20 protein-coding genes are annotated in these 23,894 nt (G+C 73.0%); 14 read left to right on the forward strand and 6 right to left on the reverse strand.

The genetic code is table 11. The features are described 5' to 3' along the window. Window positions 1-46 precede the first annotated feature (46 nt). Both ACH4FX_RS06955 and ACH4FX_RS06960 read left to right on the forward strand, forming a co-directional pair. A complete protein-coding gene (locus tag ACH4FX_RS06955; protein ID WP_398475927.1) occupies window positions 47-874 on the forward strand; it encodes an ATP-binding protein in 828 nt (275 codons plus the stop codon). Between the two features lie 378 nt (window positions 875-1,252). After that, window positions 1,253-2,221, forward strand: a complete 969-nt coding sequence (locus ACH4FX_RS06960; protein ID WP_398475929.1) for a DUF5926 family protein — start codon at window positions 1,253-1,255, stop codon at window positions 2,219-2,221. A gap of 380 nt (window positions 2,222-2,601) precedes the next feature. On the opposite strand, the gene ACH4FX_RS06965 is transcribed toward ACH4FX_RS06960, so the two are convergent. Next, window positions 2,602-2,913 (reverse strand): hypothetical protein, encoded by a 312-nt coding sequence (locus ACH4FX_RS06965; protein ID WP_398475931.1) that lies wholly within the window; start codon window positions 2,911-2,913, stop codon window positions 2,602-2,604. 791 nt (window positions 2,914-3,704) lie between these two features. Further along, complete coding sequence (locus ACH4FX_RS06970; protein WP_398475933.1) at window positions 3,705-4,427, reverse strand: bifunctional DNA primase/polymerase; 723 nt, start codon at window positions 4,425-4,427, stop codon at window positions 3,705-3,707. Between the two features lie 670 nt (window positions 4,428-5,097). On the opposite strand from ACH4FX_RS06970, the gene ACH4FX_RS06975 reads away from it, so the two are divergent. Continuing rightward, the gene (locus tag ACH4FX_RS06975) at window positions 5,098-6,786 is read left to right on the forward strand and encodes a PP2C family protein-serine/threonine phosphatase (RefSeq protein WP_398475935.1); all 1,689 of its coding nucleotides are present in this window, start codon (window positions 5,098-5,100) and stop codon (window positions 6,784-6,786) included. A gap of 127 nt (window positions 6,787-6,913) precedes the next feature. After that, window positions 6,914-8,386: an aminopeptidase P family protein gene (locus tag ACH4FX_RS06980; protein WP_398475937.1), complete on the forward strand. Its 1,473-nt coding sequence runs from the start codon at window positions 6,914-6,916 to the stop codon at window positions 8,384-8,386. 63 nt (window positions 8,387-8,449) lie between these two features. Here ACH4FX_RS06980 and ACH4FX_RS06985 read toward each other — a convergent pair whose 3' ends face one another. After that, window positions 8,450-9,091, reverse strand: a complete 642-nt coding sequence (locus ACH4FX_RS06985; protein WP_398475939.1) for a TetR/AcrR family transcriptional regulator — start codon at window positions 9,089-9,091, stop codon at window positions 8,450-8,452. 365 nt (window positions 9,092-9,456) lie between these two features. After that, window positions 9,457-9,951 carry an ATP-binding protein gene (locus ACH4FX_RS06990; protein ID WP_398475941.1) on the reverse strand — a complete coding sequence of 165 codons (495 nt, stop codon included), beginning with the start codon at window positions 9,949-9,951 and terminating at the stop codon, window positions 9,457-9,459. A gap of 299 nt (window positions 9,952-10,250) precedes the next feature. On the opposite strand from ACH4FX_RS06990, the gene ACH4FX_RS06995 reads away from it, so the two are divergent. The 10 genes from ACH4FX_RS06995 to ACH4FX_RS07040 all read left to right on the forward strand — a co-directional run bounded on the left by ACH4FX_RS06995 (window position 10,251) and on the right by ACH4FX_RS07040 (window position 22,162). Beyond that, entirely contained in the window at window positions 10,251-11,084 is an 834-nt protein-coding gene (locus ACH4FX_RS06995) for a hypothetical protein (protein ID WP_398475943.1), read from the forward strand. Window positions 11,085-11,221: 137 nt separating this feature from the next. After that, window positions 11,222-12,022: a YcnI family protein gene (locus tag ACH4FX_RS07000; protein ID WP_398475945.1), complete on the forward strand. Its 801-nt coding sequence runs from the start codon at window positions 11,222-11,224 to the stop codon at window positions 12,020-12,022. Between the two features lie 76 nt (window positions 12,023-12,098). Next, window positions 12,099-12,749 (forward strand): SCO family protein, encoded by a 651-nt coding sequence (locus tag ACH4FX_RS07005; RefSeq protein WP_398475947.1) that lies wholly within the window; start codon window positions 12,099-12,101, stop codon window positions 12,747-12,749. After that, entirely contained in the window at window positions 12,746-13,342 is a 597-nt protein-coding gene (locus ACH4FX_RS07010; protein WP_398475948.1) for a copper chaperone PCu(A)C, read from the forward strand. Before ACH4FX_RS07005 ends, ACH4FX_RS07010 begins: the two co-directional genes overlap by 4 nt. A 13-nt stretch (window positions 13,343-13,355) precedes the next feature. Next, a complete protein-coding gene (locus ACH4FX_RS07015) occupies window positions 13,356-15,623 on the forward strand; it encodes a copper resistance CopC/CopD family protein (RefSeq protein WP_398475950.1) in 2,268 nt (755 codons plus the stop codon). Then, window positions 15,623-16,948, forward strand: a complete 1,326-nt coding sequence (gene efeB, locus ACH4FX_RS07020) for an iron uptake transporter deferrochelatase/peroxidase subunit (RefSeq protein ID WP_398475952.1) — start codon at window positions 15,623-15,625, stop codon at window positions 16,946-16,948. The genes ACH4FX_RS07015 and efeB overlap by 1 nt, the downstream gene beginning before the upstream one ends. Before the next feature lie 248 nt (window positions 16,949-17,196). Then, the gene (pheA, locus tag ACH4FX_RS07025; protein WP_398475954.1) at window positions 17,197-18,123 is read left to right on the forward strand and encodes a prephenate dehydratase; all 927 of its coding nucleotides are present in this window, start codon (window positions 17,197-17,199) and stop codon (window positions 18,121-18,123) included. A gap of 849 nt (window positions 18,124-18,972) precedes the next feature. Further along, window positions 18,973-20,262: a serine--tRNA ligase gene (gene serS / locus ACH4FX_RS07030; RefSeq protein WP_398475956.1), complete on the forward strand. Its 1,290-nt coding sequence runs from the start codon at window positions 18,973-18,975 to the stop codon at window positions 20,260-20,262. Next, entirely contained in the window at window positions 20,259-21,104 is an 846-nt protein-coding gene (locus tag ACH4FX_RS07035; protein ID WP_398475958.1) for an HAD family hydrolase, read from the forward strand. The genes serS and ACH4FX_RS07035 overlap by 4 nt, the downstream gene beginning before the upstream one ends. Window positions 21,105-21,433: 329 nt before the next feature. Further along, the gene (locus ACH4FX_RS07040) at window positions 21,434-22,162 is read left to right on the forward strand and encodes a hypothetical protein (RefSeq protein WP_398475960.1); all 729 of its coding nucleotides are present in this window, start codon (window positions 21,434-21,436) and stop codon (window positions 22,160-22,162) included. Here ACH4FX_RS07040 and ACH4FX_RS07045 read toward each other — a convergent pair. Both ACH4FX_RS07045 and ACH4FX_RS07050 read right to left on the reverse strand, forming a co-directional pair. Next, on the reverse strand, window positions 22,056-22,739 hold the full coding sequence (locus ACH4FX_RS07045) for a rhomboid-like protein (protein WP_398475962.1): 684 nt from the start codon (window positions 22,737-22,739) through the stop codon (window positions 22,056-22,058). The genes ACH4FX_RS07040 and ACH4FX_RS07045 overlap by 107 nt on opposite strands. After that, on the reverse strand, window positions 22,736-23,791 hold the full coding sequence (locus tag ACH4FX_RS07050) for an Lrp/AsnC family transcriptional regulator (RefSeq protein WP_398475963.1): 1,056 nt from the start codon (window positions 23,789-23,791) through the stop codon (window positions 22,736-22,738). Before ACH4FX_RS07050 ends, ACH4FX_RS07045 begins: the two co-directional genes overlap by 4 nt. Window positions 23,792-23,894: the final 103 nt, after the last annotated feature.

Here is a 23,894-nt window from a genome sequence, read left to right on the forward strand (position 1 = left end):
CACAGGGAGTGCACCGGCGCATTCGACCCGTATACGGCCGTGGCGAGTGCGTCACCGCACCGCGCTTGGCCGGTTTCCGGTCCAGGCCATTGGGGCATTCATCCCGTGGCGTGGGGCGAAGGAGGTCTCGGGGGTGGCGTTGATGGTGGCACAAGAGGTGCCGACGGCGTCGGTCATGGCCGTACCCCATGGTCCGGCGGGGGTCGGGGCGGCCAGGCGGCGCATGCGGGAGGAGCTGCTGGCCAGCGGCGTTCAGGACACCGTCGTCGATGACGCGGTTCTCATCCTTTCGGAACTGCTGAGCAATTCGTGTCGGTATGCCCGTCCGATATGCGTGCAGGAGACGGCGGGTTCCGTACGGGTCCCCGCCCACGACATGACACCGGACGCGATACGGGCCGCGTGGCGCATCGACGCGCACGGCCAGCTGACCATCTCGGTCACGGACGGCGGTGGCCCGACCCGGCCACAACCGGCCACCCCTTCGGTCACCGCCAAGGGCGGCCGCGGGCTCGCCATCATCCGCTCCCTCGCCAAGGAATGGGGCGTGGAGGACGCGGGCGGCGAGGTGACGGTCTGGGCCCTGCTCGCCCTCCACGGGCTGCGCACTGCGTTCGCTACGCGCGTTGACCTCCCCGCCGAGCTGTCCGCCGACTTCACCGGCGGGCCGCGGAGCGGACGGACGAACCCCGTGGTCCCGGGGCTCGCTTCCGGCCTGCCGCGGACCGACCGCCTGCCGGAACCGGCCGGTGAGCAGACCGCCCGTCGCGGCGAGCCGGTTCCCGTACCGGAACCGGCCTCGGCCGGCGGGCGGGAGACGGGCGGCGGCCGGCCGGAGCTGGCCCTGGTGGAGTTCGACCGGCCGGGCAACTGAGGCGGGCGGCCCGCACCGCACGGGGCCGCGCGCAGTTCCGCCCACGTCCGCCCGGTGAGGTCCGGGACGTCCGGTGACGTCCGTACGGGATACGCGCCCGGCGGTCGGCCCGTGCTCACCGCAGCCGTAACAGCGCCGGGCGGGGCGGCGACGCGGCCGTACGGCGACGGGCGGGCGTACGGCACCAATTCCCTTGACCGGCGCGCTCACGGGCCGTGGACGGGCCGGCCCGGCGACGCGCGGCGGGCAGCCGCGCCCGCTCTCCCGGGCACCACGCGCCCGAGGTCCACAGCGCTCGGCGCGGTGCGCAGCCCCGTCGTCTAGGCTCGCGCCGGAACGCGTCCGTACGCCCAGGATCGACCAGGAGAACAGCTCGCCATGGCCAAGAAGCGCCGTCCCCAGACCAAGGCCGCAGCACCGCAGATCAAGGACGGCGAGGTGCCCGTCGTCGGGGCACGCGAGCCCTGCCCCTGCGGCTCGGGCCGCCGTTACAAGGCGTGCCACGGCCGGACCGCGGCGCACGCCGCGACCGAGCTGGTGCAGCGCCCCTTCGAGGGCCTCAAGGGCGAGTGCGACTGGGTGGCGCTGCGCGAGCTGGTGCCCGCCGCCACCGTCGAACTGACGCTCAAGGACGGGCTGCCGGAGGGCGTCCCGTCGGTGACGCTGGCGACCGTCCTGCCGATGGCCTGGCCCGCGCTGCGCCGGGACAACGGCGCCGTCCTGCTCGGCCTGCAGAACGACACCGCCTCGGGCGACCTCAGCCGCGACCTCGCCGACACGCTGCGGCGCTCGCTGGCCGCCGAGCCGGGTACGCCGGTCGCCGCCGAGCGTGCCGCGGCGGACGGCCCGCGCCTCCAGGACCTGCTGGACCCGGCCGCCCCGTTCGAGCCGCAGGTGCACAGCGGCTTCGAGTTCTGGGTGGAGGACGCCGAGAACGCGACGGGCGAGGTCGCCGCCTCTCTGGAGCGGGCGAACGCCGCGGCCATCCCGACCGAGCGGCTGGCCGGCCTGGAGGGCGCGTACTGGTGCGAGACGCCCGAGAAGAACCACCTGCGCTGGGTGATGGCCCACCCGGAGGAGAAGCTGCTGGACGCGCTGGCCCGGCTGCACGCCGCCGGCACCTCCTCGCTCGGCGAAGGCACCCGTCTGGTCGGGTCGTTCCGGGCGCACGGACTCGTCGTACCGGTCTGGGACCTGCCCTCCGGGATGGGCGCCGACGACGTGACCAAGCCGGCCGCGGCCTTCGCCGAGCGGCTCGCCGACGCGCTGGCCTCGGACGCCCCGCTGACGCCGGAGGAGCGCCGCGCCCGCGGTGGCCTCACCAACCGCCAGGTGACGCTGAGCTGATCGCGGTCCGCGGGGCGCGGAGCGGGCCCGCGGGCGTGACTCTGGTCACAGCCGTCCGTGCCGACCGGTAAATACGCGTCCGGAATTCCACGATCGAATTTGCGAACCGCGGATCTCTTGTTACCGTTCTAGGAGCCCGGTCGCTGGTGCATCCCCCGTCGCCAGCGACCGGGCGCTTCCATGTCCGCGTCCGGAGGACCGCAGGACACCGGCCGGCGGACTGCCGGACGCCCGGCCCGTCCCGCCGACGCGGACGCCACGGGCCCTCGAAGTCTCCGCGAAGGACTCCCCCGGACCTCACGCCTCCGCAGGTCACCGCCCGGCCGCGCAGCCGCCGCCCGATACCGCTGCCGCCCCGCCCAGGCATCGCCCCCGTACCGTCATTGGTCCGAACCACCGTCGTCCGGCGCCGCATTGCTGCCGGAGCGCAGCAGCTTGCGCTCGCCCTGCGCGTCGGCGACCTCCGCCACCGCGCTGTACGGCGCCGCCCCGCCGCCGGCCGTCGGCTCACGCGGGGTTTCGCAGGTCCCGGGCTCGTCACCGGCCGAAACATCGCAGTACGCCTGCACGGTCCGGCCGTCCGGCCGCAGCAGCGTGAGGACGACCCGCAGGGGCGCGCCCGAGGTGTTGCGGTAGTACGTACGCGCCCAGGACCGGCCACCTTCGGTGAGAACGCATGTCTGGGCTTCCACTCCTTCGGGTGAAGCCAGTTCCGGCCCGCAGCGGGCGGTCCGGCGGCCTTCGGCCGCATCCACCGGTCCGGGCCCCGGGAGTGCCGCACCGGAGCCCGCACGTGGGGCCGTGACGGGCCGCTCACCGCCCGGACCGGCCCCGGGAGCGGGCCGCTGCCCGCCGCCCGTACGCGGGGCCATGGGCGGCCCGGGGGACGGGCCCGGCGCCCCGGACGCGCCGGGACGTACCGGATCGCGCTCGTCCGTTTGTGGAGCAGTTGCGGAGCCGCCCGGGGCCGACCGGTCAGTTTCAGCCGGACCCGCGGTCGCCGCGGCCAGCGGCAGCGCGACGGCGAGCGCGACCGTGCTCGCCAGCGCGATCATGCGGAGGTTCGGCGCACGCTCCATGGGACCCACCTGCGGTTGTCAGGGCGACGGATTGACCGCCGGATTGACGGTGCGCCGAACATATCGGGCCGGAACGGGCACATAACGGGCCCGCACCCCCGAATCCCCGCCAACACCGGGCAGCTCACACCCGTACGAGTGAACCGCCCGCGCGTTCTTCATTCGCCGCGAGCGGTTCGGGAGGCCGTGATCTGCGGTGTCGCGGTCCGGGGTGCCGTGACCCGGGTGCCGGGAACCGGAATGCCGTGAACCGGGATGCCGGAGCCCCGGGCCCGGTGGCTCAAGGCGCCGGTGTTCGGTGGTGGGGGTTTCCGGGGGGGGAGCGGTGCGGATTGCCGGTGAAGAGAGCGAATCACCCGGGAAGGAAAACGCCGGGGAGCACGCGGGCCACCCGGCCCGCCGCCTCAGTACGCGAGGCGGCTGCCCCCGTCCGGAGCGCTCGTACTGGCGGTGACCAGCGCGTCCACAATGGTCTCCACCTGCGGCAGCCAGGGGGCGGCCGGGCCGGTGCCCGGTGAGCGCTCCCAGCGGACCTTGCCCGCGCCGATCTGCGAGGGCGGCAGGACCACGTAACCGCCCTCGCCGTGAAAGCGCAGCGAACTGGGCACCCAGTCCCGGGAGTGCAGCAACTCGCCCAGTTCCGCGAGGGAGTACGGGGCGACCAGCAACGACCAGCGGGTGGGTGTGGCGACGACCGGGCCGACCCGGACGCCGAAGTGGTCGAGGGCGGCCAGCGCCTGCGCCCCGGCGACGGCCGGCAGGCTCAGCGCGCAGGGCGCGCGACCGCCGGTGGCCAGGAGGACGGGCGCGGTCGGCCGGTTGGTCCACCACCAACGCACCATGCGGGCATCGGTGGTGGCCGCGAACAGTCCGGGGTCGAAGGGGTGCGCGCCGGGCACCACGCAGTCCGGGTCCGGGCAACTGCACGGGCGCGTCCCGCGCTCGGCGCGGTTCTGCCGCCCGCCGGACGGTTTGCCGCCCGCCTGTTTCCCGCCGGTCCGCAGCCCGACGCCTGGGAGTACGGGCCACTGCCACTCGGTGGCACAGTGGAGTGCCGCACCGAGCAGTGCCGACCTTCCGCCGCGCCGGAGCTGGAGCTTGCGTCGCCTTCCGAGGATCTCGCGCATGAGCGCTCGTTCCTTTCCGTTAACGCCGAGGGCTATGTCCATCGCACTACATGCCGGTTCATGCCGCTGCGTGGCGCGCCACGGCTCCTGCGAACCCCTGAACGCCACATGGATCTCTGGTCACTGCGTGTACGGAGCAGCGCATCACGCCATACGCCGAGCGTGGAACGTGGCGGAGGGTGGCGCACGCATGGCGCTTGCTTGTCCCGTGGAGCAGATCCGCCACTTGGGGGTGCGGTGCGGCGCGGTCGTCGACGTGTTAGACGCTCGTGCCCGTCGGAGAGTTCCGGCGCGGCTCCAACTGACCCCGCACCTTTCCGAGTACGTACCCGCCATGGTGGTGATGACGCACTGTCGAACGCCGCCAGTCGACCTCAAATTGACGTTCGGGGGGACATTTTCCAGCCAACTTCCCCGTCCCGTTGACACCACAAACCCCACGGGGACAATGCTGGACATCGTGTCACCAGGGCGTGTACATGTGGAGGCATTGATAGCGGAGCAGCATGACATGGGGGTTTGCGATGCTATTGAGGAAATTGAGCGGTTCGCAACACCACTCAACACCACTCAACAAAATGCCGCACTTCATCCCATCAAGTGGTCTGACCTGGGGTTTCACCCGGCACTACGTTAGCCGTCGGCCATGACCGCCCCCCACGTTCCGAAAGTGGCTGGAATCGAACCAGCACTTCCCGCTCCCACGCACACTGCCGAGTCCGCAACCGCACCCGCACCTGCGGACACCCCTCCCGAAGCCCGCCTCGCGGCCGTCCAGGGCCACCTCACCGACTGGATCTCCGACCTCACCACGCTGCACGGCCTCACGGAGCAGCTGGCCCGTACGCAGACCCTCGAAGCCGCTCTCCAGGAGCTGCTGCGCGCCGGCGCCTCGCTGGTGGGGGCCCGGCGCGGGCTGGTGGTCCTCGAACCGCGCGACGGCCGGGGCCCGGACACCACCATCGGCCTCGGACTCGGACCGGCGGACATCGGCCACATCGAGACCGTGCCGCGCAGCGCGCTGTCCTTCGGCCGGATCCTCGACGGGCCGCCCGAGCCCGACGGGCCCGGCCCCGAGCCGGCCCACGGGCGGCCCGAGGCGCCCGCGAACAACGGGCCCGCGGGCGGCGTTCCTCCGGCCGGCAGCCCCACGGGTGGCACCCGTGCGGACGGCTCCGGCTGTGTGGCCCGCGGCCGGGGCCACATCGCCCAGCCCGACATCCCCGGCGAGCCCGGCCTCGACCCCCGGCTGCGCGAGGTCGCCGCCCGCCTCGGATACGCGGCCAGCTACGCCGTCCCGCTGGACGCCGAACCGGTCGGCCGGTTCGGCGCCGCGGTCTGGCTGTACGACGAACCCGCCGAGCCCGGCGAGCGGCAGCGCCATCTCGTCGGCCGCTACCTCGGATACGCCACCGCGCACCTGGCCCGCCTTCTCGAACTGCACCGTCAGCGGCGGACCGTGGCGACGCTGCGCGAGGAACTGCTGCCCAGCAGGCTGCCCCGGGTCCCCGGCGTACGGCTCGCGGTGCGGCACAGCGCCGGGCCGCTCGGCGGCGGCGACTGGTACGACGCGCTGCCGCTGCCGGACGGCGCGCTGGGCCTGGCGGTCGGTTCCGTCACCGGCTCCGGTCCGGGCGCGGTGGCCGCCATGGGACGGCTGCGTGCCTCCTTGCGGGCGTACGCGGTCATGGAAGGCGAGGACCCGGTCGCGGTCCTCTCCGACCTCGAACTGCTGCTGCGGCTGACCGAGCCGGCCCGCAGCGCCACGGCCCTGTTCGCCTTCGCCGAGGCACCGGCGGGCGGGGTGGGCGGACAGGTCGGGCCGGTCGGGCCGGGAGCGGCGCCCGGAGCCGGTACGGGGCCGGCCAGGCCCCCGGGGACGGCGGCCGGATCGGCGGGCCCCGGCGCGTACGGAGCAGGCCACGGCGCGTACGGAGGTCCCGCCGGTGGCCCGTACGGCGGGACCGCCGGAGGTGGCACGGCCGGGCGCCGGATCGTGCTGGCCGGAGCGGGCCACTGCCCGCCGCTGATCATCGGTGACCGGCGCACCGAGTACGTGGAGACCACGCTGTCCGCGCCGCTGGGCATGCTGGCGTGCTGGGAAGCGCCGAGCGTGGAGCTGGCACCGGCGCCAGGAGAAACCCTTCTGCTGTACAGCGACGGACTGCTGCGCCGCACCGGCGAGCCGATGGACCGCGCCTTCGCCCGGCTGCACTCCGCCGCCGCGGGCGTCCCCCGGGCCGTACGCCACGATCCCGAGGCGCTCGTGGACCACCTGCTGCGCACGCAGCTGCCGGACGGGACCGACGACCCGGAGTCCCCGGAGGACGTGGTGCTGCTCGCGGCGTACTTCGAGTGAGGAGCCGCACCGGCCCCCGGGCTCCCGCCGGCCCCGCCCGGACTGTCTGATACCTCACCGCTTCCGACCCCTGGACCCCGTTCCCTTCGCACTTACGATGGAACGTGCAGTCTTAAAAGGAGGCATAGTGACCGACGAGCTCACGCCGGAGACCCCGGACAAGGACGAGCAGCCGATCAAGCAGCGCAAGAACGGCCTTTACCCGGGCGTATCGGAGGAGCTCGCCGCGAACATGAAGTCGGGCTGGGCCGACACCGAGCTGCGCGACCTGGCGCCGATCGAGCAGGCGCCGAACGCGGCCCGGCGGCGCGCGGCGCTGTCCCGCCGCTTCCCCGGTGAGCGCCTGGTGATCCCGGCGGGCAACCTGAAGACCCGCTCCAACGACACCGAGTACGACTTCCGCGCCTCCACCGAGTACGTCTACCTCACGGGCGACCAGACCGAGGACAGCGTGCTCGTCCTGGAACCGCGCGAGAACGGCGAGGGCCACGACGCGACGGTCCACCGGCTGCCCCGCTCCAACCGGGAGAACGGCGAGTTCTGGCTGGACGGCATGGGCGAGCTGTGGGTCGGCCGCCGCAACAGCCTGACCGAGGCCGAGGCGCTGCTCGGCGTGCCCTGCGCGGACGTTCGCGAGCTGGCCGACACGCTGCGCGAGGCGACCGGCCCGGTCCGCGTCGTACGCGGCCACGACGCCGGCATGGAGGCGGCGCTGACCGACAAGGTCACCGCCGAGCGCGACGAAGAGCTGCGGGTGTACCTCTCCGAGGCCCGCCTGGTGAAGGACGACTTCGAGATCGGCGAGCTGCAGAAGGCGGTCGACTCGACCGTGCGCGGCTTCGAGGACGTCGTGAAGGTCCTCGACAAGGCCGAGGCGACCAGCGAGCGCTACATCGAAGGAACGTTCTTCCTGCGCGCCCGCGTGGAGGGCAACGACGTCGGTTACGGCTCGATCTGCGCCGCCGGGCCGCACGCCACCACGCTGCACTGGGTCCGCAACAACGGCCGGGTCCGCTCCGGCGACCTGCTCCTGCTGGACGCGGGTGTGGAGACGAACACCCTCTACACCGCGGACGTCACCCGTACGCTGCCGGTCAACGGCACGTACAACGACCTTCAGCGCAAGATCTACGACGCGGTGTACGAGGCCCAGGAGGCGGGCATCGCGGCGGTCAAGCCGGGTGCCGCGTTCCGCGACTTCCACGACGCGGCGCAGCGCGTGCTCGCCGAGAAGCTGGTGGAGTGGGGCCTGGTCGAGGGCCCGGCCGACCGGGTGCTGGAGCTGGGCCTGCAGCGCCGCTGGACGCTGCACGGCACCGGCCACATGCTCGGCCTGGACGTCCACGACTGCGCCGCCGCGCGTACCGAGACGTACGTCAACGGGACGCTGGAGCCCGGCATGGTGCTGACCGTCGAGCCCGGCCTGTACTTCCAGGCGGACGACCTGTCCGTCCCGGAGGAGTACCGCGGCATCGGCGTCCGCATCGAGGACGACATCCTCGTCACCGAGGACGGCAACCGGAACCTGTCCGCCGCGCTGCCGCGCCGCTCGGACGAGGTCGAGGCGTGGATGGCCGGGCTGACCGGTCACCGGGCCTGATCAGGGCGGTGCCGGGACACCGGTAGCGCAGCCGCGGAGAGGCGGTCGGCGGCCCCCAGGGGGTCACCGGCCGTCTTCGCCGTTTCCGGGGCCCTCGCCGCCCGTGAAGACACCGGCCCGGGCCGCCGTCCAGGCGGCCTCGGCGGCGCGGTCTGCCAGGCGGAGGTCGATGGGCCGACGGGCGATCAGCAGGCGGTAGTAGAAGGGCGCGCCCAAGGCGGCCATGATCCCGTCCGGGTCGGTGTCGGCGGGCAGTTCGCCGCGTTCCACGGCGCGGTGCACCATGCGGCCGGCCAGCCGCAGCCGCTCGTCGAAGAACTGCCGCAGCACATCGGCGGCAGCGGGTTCGCGGGCGGCGGCGGAGACCACCGCCTCCAGCAGCCCGCGGTAGCGCGGTTCCGCGTAGAAGGCCGCGATCGCGCGGGCCAGCGCGCGCAGATCGTCCGCGAGCGCCCCGGTGTCCGGGAGCGGCACCCCGGCGCTGAGGTCGCCCATCAGCTCACAGACGAGCCGTTCGGTGGAGCGCCAGCGCCGGTAGATCGTCGCGGCGTGCACACCGGAGCGCTGCGCGATCCGCTCCACGGTGAGCGCGGCGTACCCGCCCTCCCCCAGCTCCTCGAAGACCGCGTCCAGTACGGCTTGTCTCGTACGCGCGGTACGTCCCCCCGGCCGGGCAGCGCCGGGAGGTGGCTGCGCTGTGTTCACGACGGCTCCGTATTGCAGTGCGAGTTCCGGCCACGTATCGTCCAGAACACGCTAACGCGAGTCACCTCGCGTTAGAGCTGGCGTGTGCGCGGGTTCCGCGGCAGTCGGGGACGCGGCGGGGGACGTCCTTCCCCTGCGGAACCGCGCCACCCGCCGTCCGCCGGGGCCGATGGGTGCCGACAGGTGTCGGCCGGCCGCCAGGCCGGACACAGACCGGACGCCGGTTCCCCGTACTTCTTCGGCACGTCGAGCCTTTCACGCACATCGAGCGTCCACGCACGCAGAAACGTCCCACGCACGCCGGACATCTCCCGTACGCCGGACCGTCTCCCGTCCGCCGAGGCCCCGGGCCGTCGGGCCGCCCCTCACGACGCCATCAACGGCACCTCCTCCTTCCACTTGAGGATCTTGTCGAAGCTGACCACCGCGCCGCGCCGGCCGGTGCGGTTGCGGTAGCGGACGTGATCGGTGAGGGCCTCGATCAGAAACAGCCCCCGTCCGTGTTCGGCCTGGGCCGGGGCGGGAGCTGTCAGGGGTGGGGGCGGCGCGGCGGTATCGGGCATGCCGCTCCGTCCGGGGCGCTTGGACCTGCGGGCCCGCTCCCGGAACCCGGGGCCGGAGTCGGTGACTTCGATACGGCAGGTGTCGCCGTGGATGAAGGCGGTGACCCGGTAGTCCTCCGTAGCGGCGTCGCCACCATGTTCGACGGCGTTCGCACACGCTTCGGAGAGGGCGACGGACAGGTCGTGGGACACGTCCGGGTCCACCCCGGCCGTCTCCATCGTGCCCAGCAGGAGCCGCCGGGCGAGCGGTACGCTCGCGGGCTCGCGCCGCAGATGCAGGGACCACCAGATGCTCATCGCTGCAGCCTCCTGGTCGCGGCTCGACATACCGATACGTATTGCCTGGGTGCATGGTCCGTAAGCGTGCGCGGGACGTGACTCCGCTCATTCGGCGGATGTACCGGCGACGGCCGCCGGTGTAACGGACCCGGGTGTGCGCCCGCGTGCGCCCCCGCGCCGGTGGTGACCGCGCCGGCGCCGCCCCCGGCGGGCCCCCGCCCCTGACCTGCCGGAACCGGAATGGCGTGATCCGCCGGGTACGGAGCGGCGGACCTGCCGTATGGGGACGGCCGGCGCAGTGGGATGATGGCGCGGCCATGACTGCTCCGTCCGACCCCGAAGAGCGCGCCGCCGCGGACCTGCGGCTGCTGAGGGCCGCGGTGTTCACCGCGGTCTGTGTCGCGCTGTCCGCGGCCGGGCACATGATCGGGTCCTGCGCCGCGGTGCCCGTGTGGACGCTGGGCGTCGGCTGTGCGGCGGTGTTCGCCGTCGCGGCGCCGCTGGCCGGACGGGAACGCTCGCTGCCGGGCATCGCCGTGGCGCTGGCCGCCGGGCAGCTCGCGCTGCACACCGTCTTCGCGCTGGGCCAGCACCGTATGGCCATGGCACCGGCGGCCGTACCGGCCTCCGGCGGCGGACTCTCCGACCAGGCCGCGATCACCCTCGCGCGGCACGTCACCTGCGGTCTCGGCGCCGGGCGGCTGGACGGCACCGAGGCGCGCCGCATCCTGCACACCTCGGCGATCGGCCCGGCGGGCCCCGGTGGCGCCGGGCACGTCATGGACCAGGCGGCCACCTCCGCCCCGACGGCGCACGGGCTGCTGCCCTCGCTGCCGATGCTGCTGGCGCACCTGCTCGCGGCGCTCGCCGCCGGCTGGCTGCTGCGCCGCGGCGAAGCGGCCCTGTGGCGGCTCGTACGCCTCTCCGCGCCCGCGGCGCGCGAAGCGGCGGCCCTGGCGGAAGCATGCCTGGGCGCACTGCGCGGCGCGCTCGCGCTCGTACGCGCCCTCTGCGCCGGGCTCCTGGGGGCGGCGGACGCCCGCCCCGTGGCTCGTTTTTCGTACGGGGACGACCAACCCCGCCCGAAGGAACTCGCACTCCAGCACAGTGTCGTCAGGCGGGGCCCGCCCGCCCCGGCCCTCGCGGCCTGACGACCACCCACCGCACGTCCCGCAGCAGGACCGGGCACGCCCCGGCGCACGGGAGGGACCGGTGTGCGCCGTCATCGCCGCACGCGCGCCGGCCGTTCCCTTCCTTCTTCCCTCCTGCCACTGGAGTGCTTTCCGCCATGTCCGAGAACACTGCCGTACCGTCACAGCCCACCACCGCCGCGTCACCGTCCGCCGCACCGGCCGGGAACGCCGGCCGCCGCGGCCGGCTCGCCCGCCGGCTGCCCGTCGCCGGCGCTCTCGCCGCGGGCAGCGTGCTGCTGCTCGCCGGTCCCGCCTTCGCCCACGTCAGCGTGCAGCCGGGCCAGGCCGAGCAGGGCGGCTACGCGACGATCAACTTCAAGGTCCCCAACGAGCGCGACAACGCCTCGACCGTGAAGCTCGAAGTGTCGCTGCCCACCGACCACCCGCTGGCGTCCGCGATGCCGCAGCCGGTGCCGGGCTGGAAGATCGACGTCACCAAGGCCAAGCTCGACAAGCCCATCGAGACGCACGGCAAGAAGCTCACCGAGGCCGTCTCGAAGATCACCTGGACCGCGGACGGCGGCAAGATCGAGCCGGGCCAGTTCCAGCAGTTCCCGGTCTCGGTGGGGCAGCTGCCCAAGGCCGACCAGCTCGTTTTCAAGGCCCTCCAGACGTACGACAACAAGGAGGTCGTACGTTGGATCGAGCCGGCCAAGGAGGGCGGGCCGGAGCCGGACAACCCGGCGCCGGTGCTCAAGCTGACCCCCGCGTCCGGTGACGGCCACGGCTCCGGCGCGGCCGGCGCGAAGAACACCGGCGGTGACGCGGACGACGCACAGCAGGCCGCCGCGGACGGCAGCGACACGACGGCGCGCGTCCTGGGCGGCGCCGGCATCGTCGTCGGCATCATCGGTGTCGCGTTCGGCGTGCTCGCCGGCCGGCGCCGCGGCGCCTGACCCGACCCCGTGCCCGTACCCGGCGCCCATCCGGCGCCGGGTCGGCACCCCCTTTGACACCACGGGACATATTGCAATGCGCAGCAGAAATCTGATCGCCGCCGCCGTCGCGCTGGCCTCGGCGCTGGCCCTGGCCGCCTGCGACGGCGGGGACGGCGCCGACAAGCCCGCCGCCAGCGTCTCCGGGGGCACCCGCTCCCAGCCGATCGTCACGCTCGATCAGCCCATGGAGAAGCCGGACCTGGTCCTGACCGACACCGAGGGCAAGAAGTACGACCTGATCGAGCAGACCAAGGGCCACCCGACCCTGGTCTACTTCGGCTACACCCACTGCCCGGACGTCTGCCCGCTGACGATGAACAACATCGACGTCGCGATGCGGCAGCTGCCCAAGGCCGAACAGGACGACCTGCGCGTCGTCTTCGTCACCTCGGACCCCGAGCGCGACACGCCGGAGGCCCTCAAGAAGTGGCTCGGCGGCATCAACAAGAAGTTCATCGGCCTGACCGGCTCGTTCGACACCATCCAGGCCGGTGCGCGCAGCGTGAACATCGGCATCGAGAAGCCCGTCAAGAAGAAGAACGGCGACGTGGTCTCCACGCACGGCGCCCAGGTGCTGCTCAGCTCCCCCAAGGACGACAAGATCCACTGGATGGGGATGCAGGACGCCGGCGTCGACCACTACTCCAAGGCACTTCCGAAGATCATCAAGGGGCAGAACCCGTGAACCGCCGCACCACCCTCGCCGCCGCCCTCGCCCTGACCGCCGGATTCGCCCTCGCGGGCTGCGGCGGGGACAGCGCGCCCCAGCTCTCGGTCTCCGGCGCCTATATGCCGCAGCCGGTCGACCGGAACATGGCCGGCGGCTTCCTTGTCGTCAAGAACTCCGGCGGTACGGCCGACAAGCTCACCTCCGTCACCAGCGACGTGGCCGAGAGCGTCACCCTCCATACGACCAAGGACAACAAGATGGAGGAGGTCAAGTCGCTGGACATACCCGCCAACGGCGAGCTGGAACTCGCCCGCGGGGGCAACCACCTGATGTTCATGGGCCTGAAGAAGAAGCCTGCCGAGGGCCAGCAGGTCACCATCGAGCTGCACTTCGACAAGTCGAAGCCGCTCAAGGTCGAGGTCCCGGTGAAGTCCGGCACCTACACCCCGAAGAACGGCGGGTCGACGACGGGCTCCGGCGGCGGGGGCGGGATGGACCACGGCTCGATGGACCACGGGTCGATGCAGCACGACGGGTCGGCGAAGCAGGACGGCTCGCAGCACGAGGGATCCACGAACGGCCACGCGCAGCACGACGCCGAGAAGTAGGGGGCGCCTCGCCATGTCCACCACCGTCCTCTGTGCACCGGGCTCCGGCGCCCGCCCCCCGGGCACGCGCCGCAACAGCGCCCCGCGCGCCCGCCGGTCGTCCGCACTGCGCCTCCTGGTGCTCGCGGCGGCGCTGCTCGGCGTGCTCCTCGGAGGCGCCGCGCCGGCCGCCGCGCACGCCGCGCTGACCGGCAGCACCCCCGCGCAGGGGTCGGTGGTGCAGAGCGCGCCCGAACAGGTCACGCTGACCTTCTCCGAGGGCGTCGCGATGGGCGACGACTCGATCCGGGTCCTGGACCCGCAGGGCAAGCGGGTCGACCGCGGCAAGCTGCGCGACCTGTGCAGCGGCGAGACGGTCAAGTACGGCGCGGGGCTGCCGCCGGGGCTGCCGGACGGCACGTACACGGTCGCCTGGCAGGCGGTCTCCGCCGACAGCCACCCGGTCTCCGGCGCCTTCACCTTCTCGGTGGGCGCGCCGTCCAGGACGAGCGCCCCGCTGCCCCAGCAGGAGGCCGGCGGCGGTGTGGTCGGCGCGCTGTACGGCATCGCCCGCTACGTCGCGTACGCGGGCTTCGTGGTCCTGGTGGGCGGCGCAGCGTTCGTCCTGATCTGCCGCCCGGCCGCCGCGCGCGTACGGTCGGTACAGCGCCTGGTCGCCCGGGGCTGGGCCGCGCTGACCGCCGCGACACTCGCGATGCTGCTGCTGCGCACCCCGTACACGACGTCCGGGGACCTCGGTGACGTCTTCGACCTCGGCGGGCTCCGGCAGGTCCTGGAGACCAAGCCGGGAGCCGCGCTGCTCTCCAGGCTGCTGCTGCTCGCCGCCGCGGCCCTGTTCGTGGCCGTCCTCTTCGGCGCGTACGCCCGCGCGCAGCAGGACGGGGGGCGTACGGGAGCGGAGCCCGCGGGTGACGCACCGCCGGGCGCCCCTGTGGGTGCGAAGTCCGCCGAAGGGGACCGGAAGGGCGACGGGGCCGGGCAGGCCGGCCAGGGCGAGCGGGCCGCGGGGCCGGCCGCTCCGGCCGACGCCGCCCCGGCCGCCGCCACCACTCCCGACGCCAAGCGGCGCAACGACCTCACCTTCGGCCTCGCCGTCGGCGGCACCATCGTGGCCGTGGGCCTCGCCGCCACCTGGGCGATGGCCGAGCACGCCTCGACCGGTCTCCAGACCGCCGTCGCCATGCCCGTGGACGTCCTGCACCTGCTGGCCGTCGCCACCTGGCTCGGCGGGCTGGCCGCGCTGCTGGTCTCCCTCTACCGGGGCCCGGTCGTGGCCCGTGCCGGTGTCCGGCGCTTCTCGCGGCTCGCGTTCGGTGCCGTCCTGGTGGTGGTAGCGACCGGTGTCTACCAGTCGTGGCGGCAGGTCGGCACATGGCAGGCGCTGACCGACACCTCGTACGGGCGGCTGCTGCTGATCAAGGTCACGCTGGTCGTCGTCCTCGTCGGCGCCGCCTGGTTCTCGCGGCGCTGGACGGCCCGGCTGGGCGAGGGCCCGGCGCCCGAGGCGGAGGCCGCCGCCGTACTGGAAAGCGTGGCGGCGCGCGCGGAATCGGCGCGGGAAGCGGGAACGGAACGGGCCACCGTGGCCGCGGGAACGGAAACCGACACCGTGACCGCGGGCAGCGGCGAACCGGCGCGCGGGACCGAGCCCACTCGCAAGGCCGCGCCTACGCCCGAGACCGATCCCACGCCCGAGACCGATCCCACGCGGGCCGCACAACTGGCCCGGCAGCGCGCGGCGCTGGCCACCGCCCGTACCAAGCGCATCCGCGACGCCGACCCGGAGCGCTCCGGACTGCGCCGCTCCGTCCTCACCGAGGCGTCGGTCGCCGTGGTCCTGCTGGCCGTCACCACCGTGCTCACCTCCACCGAACCGGCCCGTACGGAGGCGGCCGTGAAGGCGGTCGGCGAGGCCGGACGGTCGGCCGACGCCAACCAGCCGCAGGTGCTGAACATCCCCTTCGACACCGGCGGCCCGCGCGGCAAGGGCACCGCGCGCGTCGACCTGGACCCCGGCCGCAGCGGCAGCGGCAACGCCCTGCACCTGCGGATCGCCGACCCGGACGGCCGGACGCAGGACGTGCCGGAGGTGAAGGTCTCCTTCACCCTCAAGGACAAGAACCTCGGGCCGCTGCCGGTCACCCTCGACCACGTCAGCGAAGGCCACTGGAGCGCGCGCGACGTCCAGTTGCCGGTGCCCGGACAGTGGCAGCTCTCCCTGGTCGTGCGGACGTCCGACATCGACCAGGTCACCGAGACCAGGAACGTGAAGATCAACTGATGACGACCACCGCTTCTCCCTCCGGCGGCAACGCCGGTTCCGGCGACCGCACCGACTCCGGCTCCGGGCCCGACCGCCCCGAGTCCCTCGAACTGTCCCGCCGCCGTCTGCTCGGCACCGTCGGGGCCGCCGGCGCCGCGGGCCTGGTCGCCGGTGCCGCGGGCGGCGCGATCGGCGTCGCCGCCGCCCAGGACGACCCGCCCACCGCGCTGAGCAGCGTCGGCGCCACCTCGGTCGCCTTCCGCGACGAGCGCGCCAAGCACCAGGCGGGCATCACCACGCCCCTCCAGGCGCGCGGCCACCTCGTCGCCTTCGACCTGGCGCCGGGCGCCGACCGCAAGGCCGCGGCGGCCCTGATGCGCCGCTGGTCCCGTACGGCCGAGGAGCTGATGGCCGGGCGCACCCCGGCCGCGGACACCGGAGTCGCGCTGGACGCGGGCCCGTCCTCGCTCACCGTCACCTTCGGCTTCGGCCGCACCTTCTTCGACCGTACGGGGCTGGCCGCGCGGCGTCCGGTCCAGCTCGAACCGCTGCCGGACTTCTCCTCGGACGCGCTGGACGCCGGGCGCAGCAACGGCGACCTGTGGATCCAGATCGGCTCCGACGACGCGCTGGTCGCCTTCCACGCGTTGCGCGCCCTCCAGAAGGAGGCCGGGGACACCGCGCGGCTGCGCTGGCAGATGAACGGCTTCAACCGCACGCCCGGTGCCACCGCGCACCCGATGACCGCCCGCAACCTGATGGGCCAGGTGGACGGCACCAACAACCCCAAGCCCGCCGACCCGGACTTCGACGAGCGGATCTTCGTCGGCCGGGACGCCGGCAGCGGCCCGCACGCCTGGATGCGCGGCGGTTCGTACGCCGTCGTCCGCCGTATCCGGATGCTGCTGGACGACTGGGAGAGGCAGCCGCTGGCCAGGCAGGAGAAGGTGATAGGCCGCCGCAAGGCCGACGGCGCGCCGCTGACCGGCGGCGATGAGCACACGAAGATGGACCTGGACAAGAACGGCCCGGACGGGCTGCCGGTCATCCCGGCCGACGCGCACGCGCGGATCGCGGCGCCGGAGTCCAACCAGGGCGCGGCCATGCTGCGGCGGCCGTTCTCCTTCCACGACGGGTTCCGGGACGACGGGGCCCCGGACGCCGGGCTGCTGTTCGTCTGCTGGCAGGCCGATCCGCTGCGCTCCTTCATCCCCATCCAGCGCAAGCTGGACCGCGGGGACGCGCTCTCGCCGTTCCTGCGGCACGAGGCCAGCGGGCTGTTCGCGGTGCCGCCGGCGGCGGTGGCGGGCGGGTACGTGGGGCAGCCGCTGCTGGAGGGGTGACCGCGGCGACCGGTCACGACACCGGTCGCGGGGACGGACTGCTCACGGAGACGGACCGGTCACGAGGACCGCACCCGGAGGAGGACCGGTCACGAGGACCGCGCCCGGAGGAGGACCGGTCACGAGAGCCGCGCCCGGAGGTGTGCCGGCCGCCGGCTTCCGGTCGGGCCGGGCGGCCGGGCCGGGTAACGTGGCGAGCGGGTGATCGGTCGGGCGGTCCCCACCGGAGCGTGAGGGAGTCAGAGGGAATGTCGGTCAGCCGCTACACGTATCTGGGGCCCGCGGGCACGTTCACCGAGGCGGCGCTGCGCACGCTCCCGGAGTCCGCCACCCGGGAACTGGTCCCGATGGTGTCCGTACCGGCCGCGCTGGACGCGGTGCGGGCCGGTGAAGCGGCGGCCGCGCTGGTGCCGATCGAGAACTCGGTCGAGGGCGGGGTGACCACGACGCTGGACGAACTGGCCGCCGGCGAACCGCTGATGATCTACCGCGAGGTGCTGCTGCCGATCGCGTTCGCGCTGCTCGTACGGCCCGGCACGGACCTGTCGGACATCAAGACGGTCACCGGGCACCCGGTCGCCCAGCCGCAGGTGCGCAAGTGGCTCGCGGAGCACCTGCCGGAGGCGGTGTGGGAGTCGGCGGCCTCCAACGCGGACGGCGCGCGGCTGGTCCAGGAGGGCCGGTACGACGGCGCCTTCGCCGGGGAGTTCGCGGCGGCGACGTACGGGCTGGAACCGCTGGTCACCGACATCCACGACGCGCAGAACGCGGCCACCCGCTTCGTGCTGGTGGGCCGGCCCGCCCGGCCGGCGGCACGCACCGGCGCCGACAAGACCTCGGTCGTGCTGTGGCTGCGCGAGGACCACCCCGGTGCGCTGCTGGAGCTGCTCCAGGAGTACGCCGCCCGTGGCGTCAGCATGATGCGCATCGAGTCCCGGCCGACCGGTGAGGGCATCGGCCGTTACTGCTTCTCGGTGGACTGCGAGGGGCATCTCACGGACCGCCGGGTCGGCGAGGTGCTCATGGCGCTCAAGCGGGTCTGCCGGGAGGTGCGGTTCCTCGGGTCGTACCCGCGGGCGGACCGGGTGCGGGCGAACGTGCGCCCGGACACGGTGGACGAGGCGTTCACGGACGCGGCGGACTGGCTGACGCGCTGCCTGGACGGGCGGGCCTGACGGTTCGGTGCCCACCGGGCCCGACGGCTGGGCCGGTGTCGCGGTGGTGGCCGGGAACGCACGGGTGAAACGGTCCGGGCGGGCGTGAGCGGGCCGCGGGGCGGCTGTCACGGGGTTGCGCGGCGACCGCGCGGGGCCTGGGCTGGGGTGTTGAGGTTGTCCACAAAGTTATCCACAGGCCCGGTTCTCGACCTGGGGATAAGTCGACACGACGGCCACTCCAACTCGGGCAGAGTCGACATATTGCTCTACCGACCCACAGAGATCTCCACAGCGCCGCAGGCCGTCCGCGTCAGCGCAATTCACGCGAACAATCCTTTAGGGCGAGGAAATCCCACACGAAAGAGCGTCGACAAGGGGTTTGTTCGGTGAATCCACGGCAACGGATTCTTGATACGGAACCAGACCTTCCGACTTCCACAGTTCCCACACACAGCCTGTGGATAAGATTTCGGAACTCCCCCACCCCTGTGGACAACCCTGGGTACAACCGCCGTCGCGCTCCGCCCCGGCCCACCCCGTCAACTCCGGCCGTCCACAAGGGAAGCCGGTCCGCACAAGCGGTGCAAATACCCCCGTACCGGCGACGGCGCAAGATTTCCTTGACGATTTTTTCCGCCACTTTCCGGCCGCCCGTACCGCACCCGCACACTCCCTTCCACGCACCGCCCCGCCCCGCCCGCTTCCCGCACGCCCCTTATGCTCCCCTTACGCCCCGGCGTCACGCCGCCTTACCGGGCCGCATCGCCCGGAATTCTCAAAAAGAGATCAATACCCCCAAACCGGACAAAGCGCCACGCGGGAAATATGGCGTCGATCGTCGGTGCCGCACCCCGGTAGCCTGGTGGGGTGATTGACCTTCGCCTGCTCCGTGAGGACCCCGACCGTGTGCGCGCGTCCCAGCGCGCCCGTGGAGAGGACGTCGCGCTCGTCGACGCACTGCTCTCCGCCGACGAGCGGCGCCGGACCTCCAGCGTCCGCTTCGACGAGCTGCGCGCCGAGCAGAAGTCGCTCGGCAAGCTCATCCCCAAGGCCACCGGCGACGAGAAGGCCGCGCTGCTGAAGAAGGCCGGGGAGCTGTCCGCCGCCGTCAAGGCCGCGGACACCGAGCAGGACGAGGCCAAGGCGGAGACCCAGCAGCTGCTGCTCAGGCTGGGCAACCTGGTCCACCCCGACGTGCCCGTCGGCGGCGAGGAGGACTTCACGGTCCTGGAGACCGTCGGCACCCCCCGCGACTTCGCGGCCGAGGGCTTCGAGCCCAAGGACCACCTGGAGCTCGGCCAGGCGCTCGGCGCCATCGACGTCGAGCGCGCCGCCAAGGTCTCCGGCTCGCGCTTCTACTACCTGACCGGCATCGGCGCGCTCCTGGAGCTCGCGCTGGTCAACGCCGCCATCGCGCAGGCCACCGAGGCCGGTTTCACACCGATGCTCACCCCTGCGCTGGTGCGCCCGCACGCCATGGAGGGCACCGGCTTCCTCGGCCAGGCCGCGGAGAACGTGTACCACCTGGAGAAGGACGACTACTACCTCGTCGGCACCTCCGAGGTCCCGCTCGCCGCGTACCACATGGACGAGATCATCGACGCGGACCGGCTGCCGCTGCGCTACGCGGGCTTCTCGCCGTGCTTCCGCCGCGAGGCCGGTACGTACGGCAAGGACACCCGCGGCATCTTCCGCGTCCACCAGTTCGACAAGGTCGAGATGTTCTCGTACGTCGACCCCGAGGACGCCCAGGCCGAGCACCAGCGCCTGCTGGACTGGGAGAAGCAGTGGCTGACCGGCCTGGAGCTGCCCTTCCAGGTGATCGACGTGGCCACCGGCGACCTGGGCGCCTCCGCCTCGCGCAAGTACGACTGCGAGGCGTGGATCCCCACCCAGGGCAAGTACCGCGAGCTGACCAGCGCCTCGAACTGCGACGAGTTCCAGGCCCGCCGCCTGTCGGTCCGGATGCGTACGAACAAGGACGGCAAGCAGCAGGTCAAGCCGCTCGCCACGCTCAACGGCACGCTCTGCGCGGTGCCCCGCACCATCGTGGCGATCTTCGAGAACCACCAGCAGGCGGACGGCTCCGTGCGCGTGCCCGAGATGCTGCGCCCGTACCTGGGCGGCCGGGAGATCCTGGAGCCCGTCAACCGGTGACCACCGCCCCCGAGCCCGCCCACCGGCCCACGCCGGCCCGTCCGCTGCCGTACCGGCTCGTCGCGACCGACCTCGACGGCACGCTGCTGCGGCACGACGACACGATCTCCGCGCGCACCCGCGCCGCCCTGGCCACGGCCACGGCGGCCGGGGCCGCGCACATCGTCGTCACGGGCCGCGCCGTGCCGTGGACCCGGCACATCCTCGACGCGCTGGACTACGACGGCATAGCGGTGTGCGGGCAGGGCGCGCAGGTCTACCACGCCGGTGAGCACCGGCTGCTGACCTCGGTCACGCTGGACCGGCAGCTCGCCGGGCTGGCCCTGGCCAAGATCGAGGCGGAGGTCGGCCCGCTGTTCCTGGCCGCGAGCCGGGACGGCCTGGACGGCGAGGTGCTGGTCACCCCCGGCTACCGCATCCAGGAAGGCCCGCTGCCGCACCTGATGATCGACGGGCCCGGCGACCTGTGGGCGGCCCCCATCAACAAGATCTACATCCAGCACCCGACGCTGGGCGACGACGAGCTGGCCCGCGCCGCGCGGCAGGCCGCCGGCGACCTGGTCGGCGTGATCATGGCCGGCGAGGGCGTCGTCGAACTCCTCCCGCTCGGCCTCTCCAAGGCCACCGGCCTCTCCCTCGCCGCCCGCCGACTGGGCGTGAAGGCCGCGGACACGATCGCCTTCGGCGACATGCCGAACGACATCCCGATGTTCGGCTGGGCCGCGCACGGCGTGGCGATGGCCAACGCCCACGAGGAACTGAAGGCCGTCGCGGACGAGATCACGGCCGCCAACGACGAAGACGGCATCGCCGTCGTCCTGGAGCGGCTGTACGGCGCCTGAGGCGCCTGCGACGCCCCGGCCCGTTCGCGTCGGTCCTCTTTTCGGAACGTACGCGCGACCTCATGCCCGAGACGGGGTAACTGTACGTTTATCGACTCGTTGTCCCCTGTGCGTGGAGGCAACTGGAGTTCGAGGCGTCGAGAGACCGTGAAGTGCTGGGGTTTGCCGGTGACGGCCGTGAAGCGGTGCAACCGTACGGCTGAGATCCGGACATAGAGGTAGTGGCATCCGTGAGCAGCCTCCGCTCCTGAGCCCTGGATACGGGCGTTCAGTCCAGGGGGACGGCGTGTCCCTCTGGAACCGTTCCGGTTTGAGTGGAGGGCATTCCCATGCCACCCGAAGCTGTACTGCTGGAGTCGCGGGCGATGCGCGACAGTGTGATGGGCCGCACCGAGGTCCTCGACAAGGTGAAGGCGCTTGTGCTGCTGCCCGACGGGCTGCATGTCACGACGCGGATGGTCGCCGAGTACTTCGAGGTGGGCGACCGCGCCGTCAACAGCCTGATGCGAAGGCATCGGGCGGAGCTGTCCGAGAACGGGATGCACGTTCTCAAGGGCTCTGACCTGCGGGTTTTTGAAAGCTCCAACTTGAAGCTTTCAGCCGGGAGTTATCCACAGGGCCGCGCCCACCTCACCCTCTACACCCGCCGAACCATCCTCAACATCGCCATGCTCCTCCGCGACAGCGAGGTCGCGCGGACGGTGCGTACGTATCTCCTCGACGTCGAGGAGAGCGCGCGGGGGCGGGCCGAGGAGCCCCGGCAGGCCGAGCCGGCGCCGACCCTGGAGTCCCTCGACCACCGCCTCACCCGCGTCGAGTCCTCCCTCGCGGACGTCGGGCCCGTGCTCCGGGACCTCGGCCCGGTGATCGGGCGTATCTCCGTGCGGCTCGACCGGCTGGACCGGCGGCTGGACGCCACGAACCGGGTCGTGTGCGCGATGAGTGAGCGGCTCAGTGATCTGGCGGAGGATGTCCGGGAGTTGCGTTCCGGTCCGCGTCCGCTGCCCCGGCCGCACCGGCACCCGGGGTCAAGGGCCAGGCGGCGAGACCAAGGGTGAGCGCGATGGCGTGTCCGAAGTCGGTGAAGGTGGCGCCGGACAGGAGCGGGACGCCGAAGAAGCCGAGGACGGACGCGAGATAGAGGTGGCGCCAGGGCGGCGGCAGCCGGTAGGTGATCAGGCCGGCTGCCGCCGCCAGGCCGTACGAGACGCCGATGTCGACGACGTGCGTCATGGAGCGCGGCAGCCGGTGGCCCTCGATGGCGAGCAGGACCAGCTCCTGGCCGGCGAGGGTGGCGGTGATGTGGGCGACGCCGACGGTCAGCAGCCAGCGCCAGGTGCCCAGCCAGCGCTCGACGTTGGCGTGCACCAGCTCGAAGAGGACCGCGTACAGGAGGAAGGAGGCCGGGTTTTCGATCCAGAAGCCGCTGATGAGCAGGGAGGAGAGGGGGTGCCGGTTGAGTTCGTGGATGTTGCTGCTGGTGCGGTGGAGGAGGAAGTCGCCCAGCCCTTCGGTGGCGCCGGCGACGACGAGACTGGTGACGCCGATGACCAGCAGCCAGATGTGGGTGCCGGGCGCGGACCGTACCCAGGCCGCCACCCGGGCGGCCGGTGCGGAGGGCAGGACGGGCTTCATCGCGCGCGGGCCGGCGGTGGGGCGGCGGTGAACGGACCGGAGACGATCCGGCCCCTGCCGTGCGGGCCGGCTCCCTTGACGCGGCGGATCAGCGGTGACGACTCCATGTGCCGGACGCCGGGCAGCGCCGCGATCCGGGTGGTCAGGTACGTGTACAGGGCGCGCACGTCGGGGCACAGGACCGACGCGAAGAGGTTGTGCGGGCCGGTGGTCGCGCAGGCGAAGGCCACCTCGGGGTGCTGCGCCAACGCCTCCCCGGTATCGGCCAGTTCACTGGGGGCGACGGAGAGCCAGAGGGAGACCATGACGCCGAAGCCGAAGTGCCGGGCGTCGTAGTCGACGTCGTAGTAGAGGATGCCGTCGGCGCGCAGTTCGGCCAGCCGGCGGCGGACGGTGGACTGGGACCAGCCGGTGGCCGTGGCCAGGTCGGCGAGGCCGGTGCGGCCGTCCTCGGCGAGCGCGTCCAGGAGGCGCCGGTCGGCCGCGGTGAGTGTGACGGGCGACGTGCTCGCGGGCGGCGCGCCGGTCCGCCGGTCGGCCGCGGCGGACGCCGGGTGGCGCAGCCGCGCCGCCTGTTCCTCGGTCAGCGCGCCGGACTTGTTGACCAGGCCCAGCGGGCCGCCGAAGAACTCGTGCAGCATGCAGTGCGCGGTGACGCCGACGACGCTCGGGGTACGCGGCAGTTTCTGGAGGAGGAGCGCGTCGCTGTCCCGGCTGCCGGCGGCGCGGCAGACGGCGCCGATCTCGGTGCCGCCGGACATCAGGCTCACCCACGACGTGTCGGGGCGCCGGGCCAGCGCCTCGGCGACCGCGACCGCCGCGTCGGGCGTGCACTGGACCCGTACGAGCCACTCGGTCTCGCCGAGGGCGGGCGGGTCGGTGAGCCCCAGCACCTTGATCATGCCCGCGCCGCGCAGCCGGCCGTAGCGGCGGGCGACGGTCTGGTCGGAGACGCCGAGGACCTCGGCGATACGGCTGAAGGGCGCCCGGCCGTCGAGCTGGAGAGCGTGGACCAGACCGCGGTCCAGATCGTCGAAGCCGTCGGTTTTCACCAGGAAAGGCTAACCCGTGTCGGATTACGCCGCACAGGACGCCGTGGCTGGGAGCGACGGGGGCGCGGACCGGACTCTGGTGCGGGGGAACGGAACGAACGAC

Source organism: Streptomyces sp. NPDC018019, from assembly GCF_044327805.1.
Taxonomy (GTDB): Bacteria; Actinomycetota; Actinomycetes; order Streptomycetales; family Streptomycetaceae; genus Streptomyces.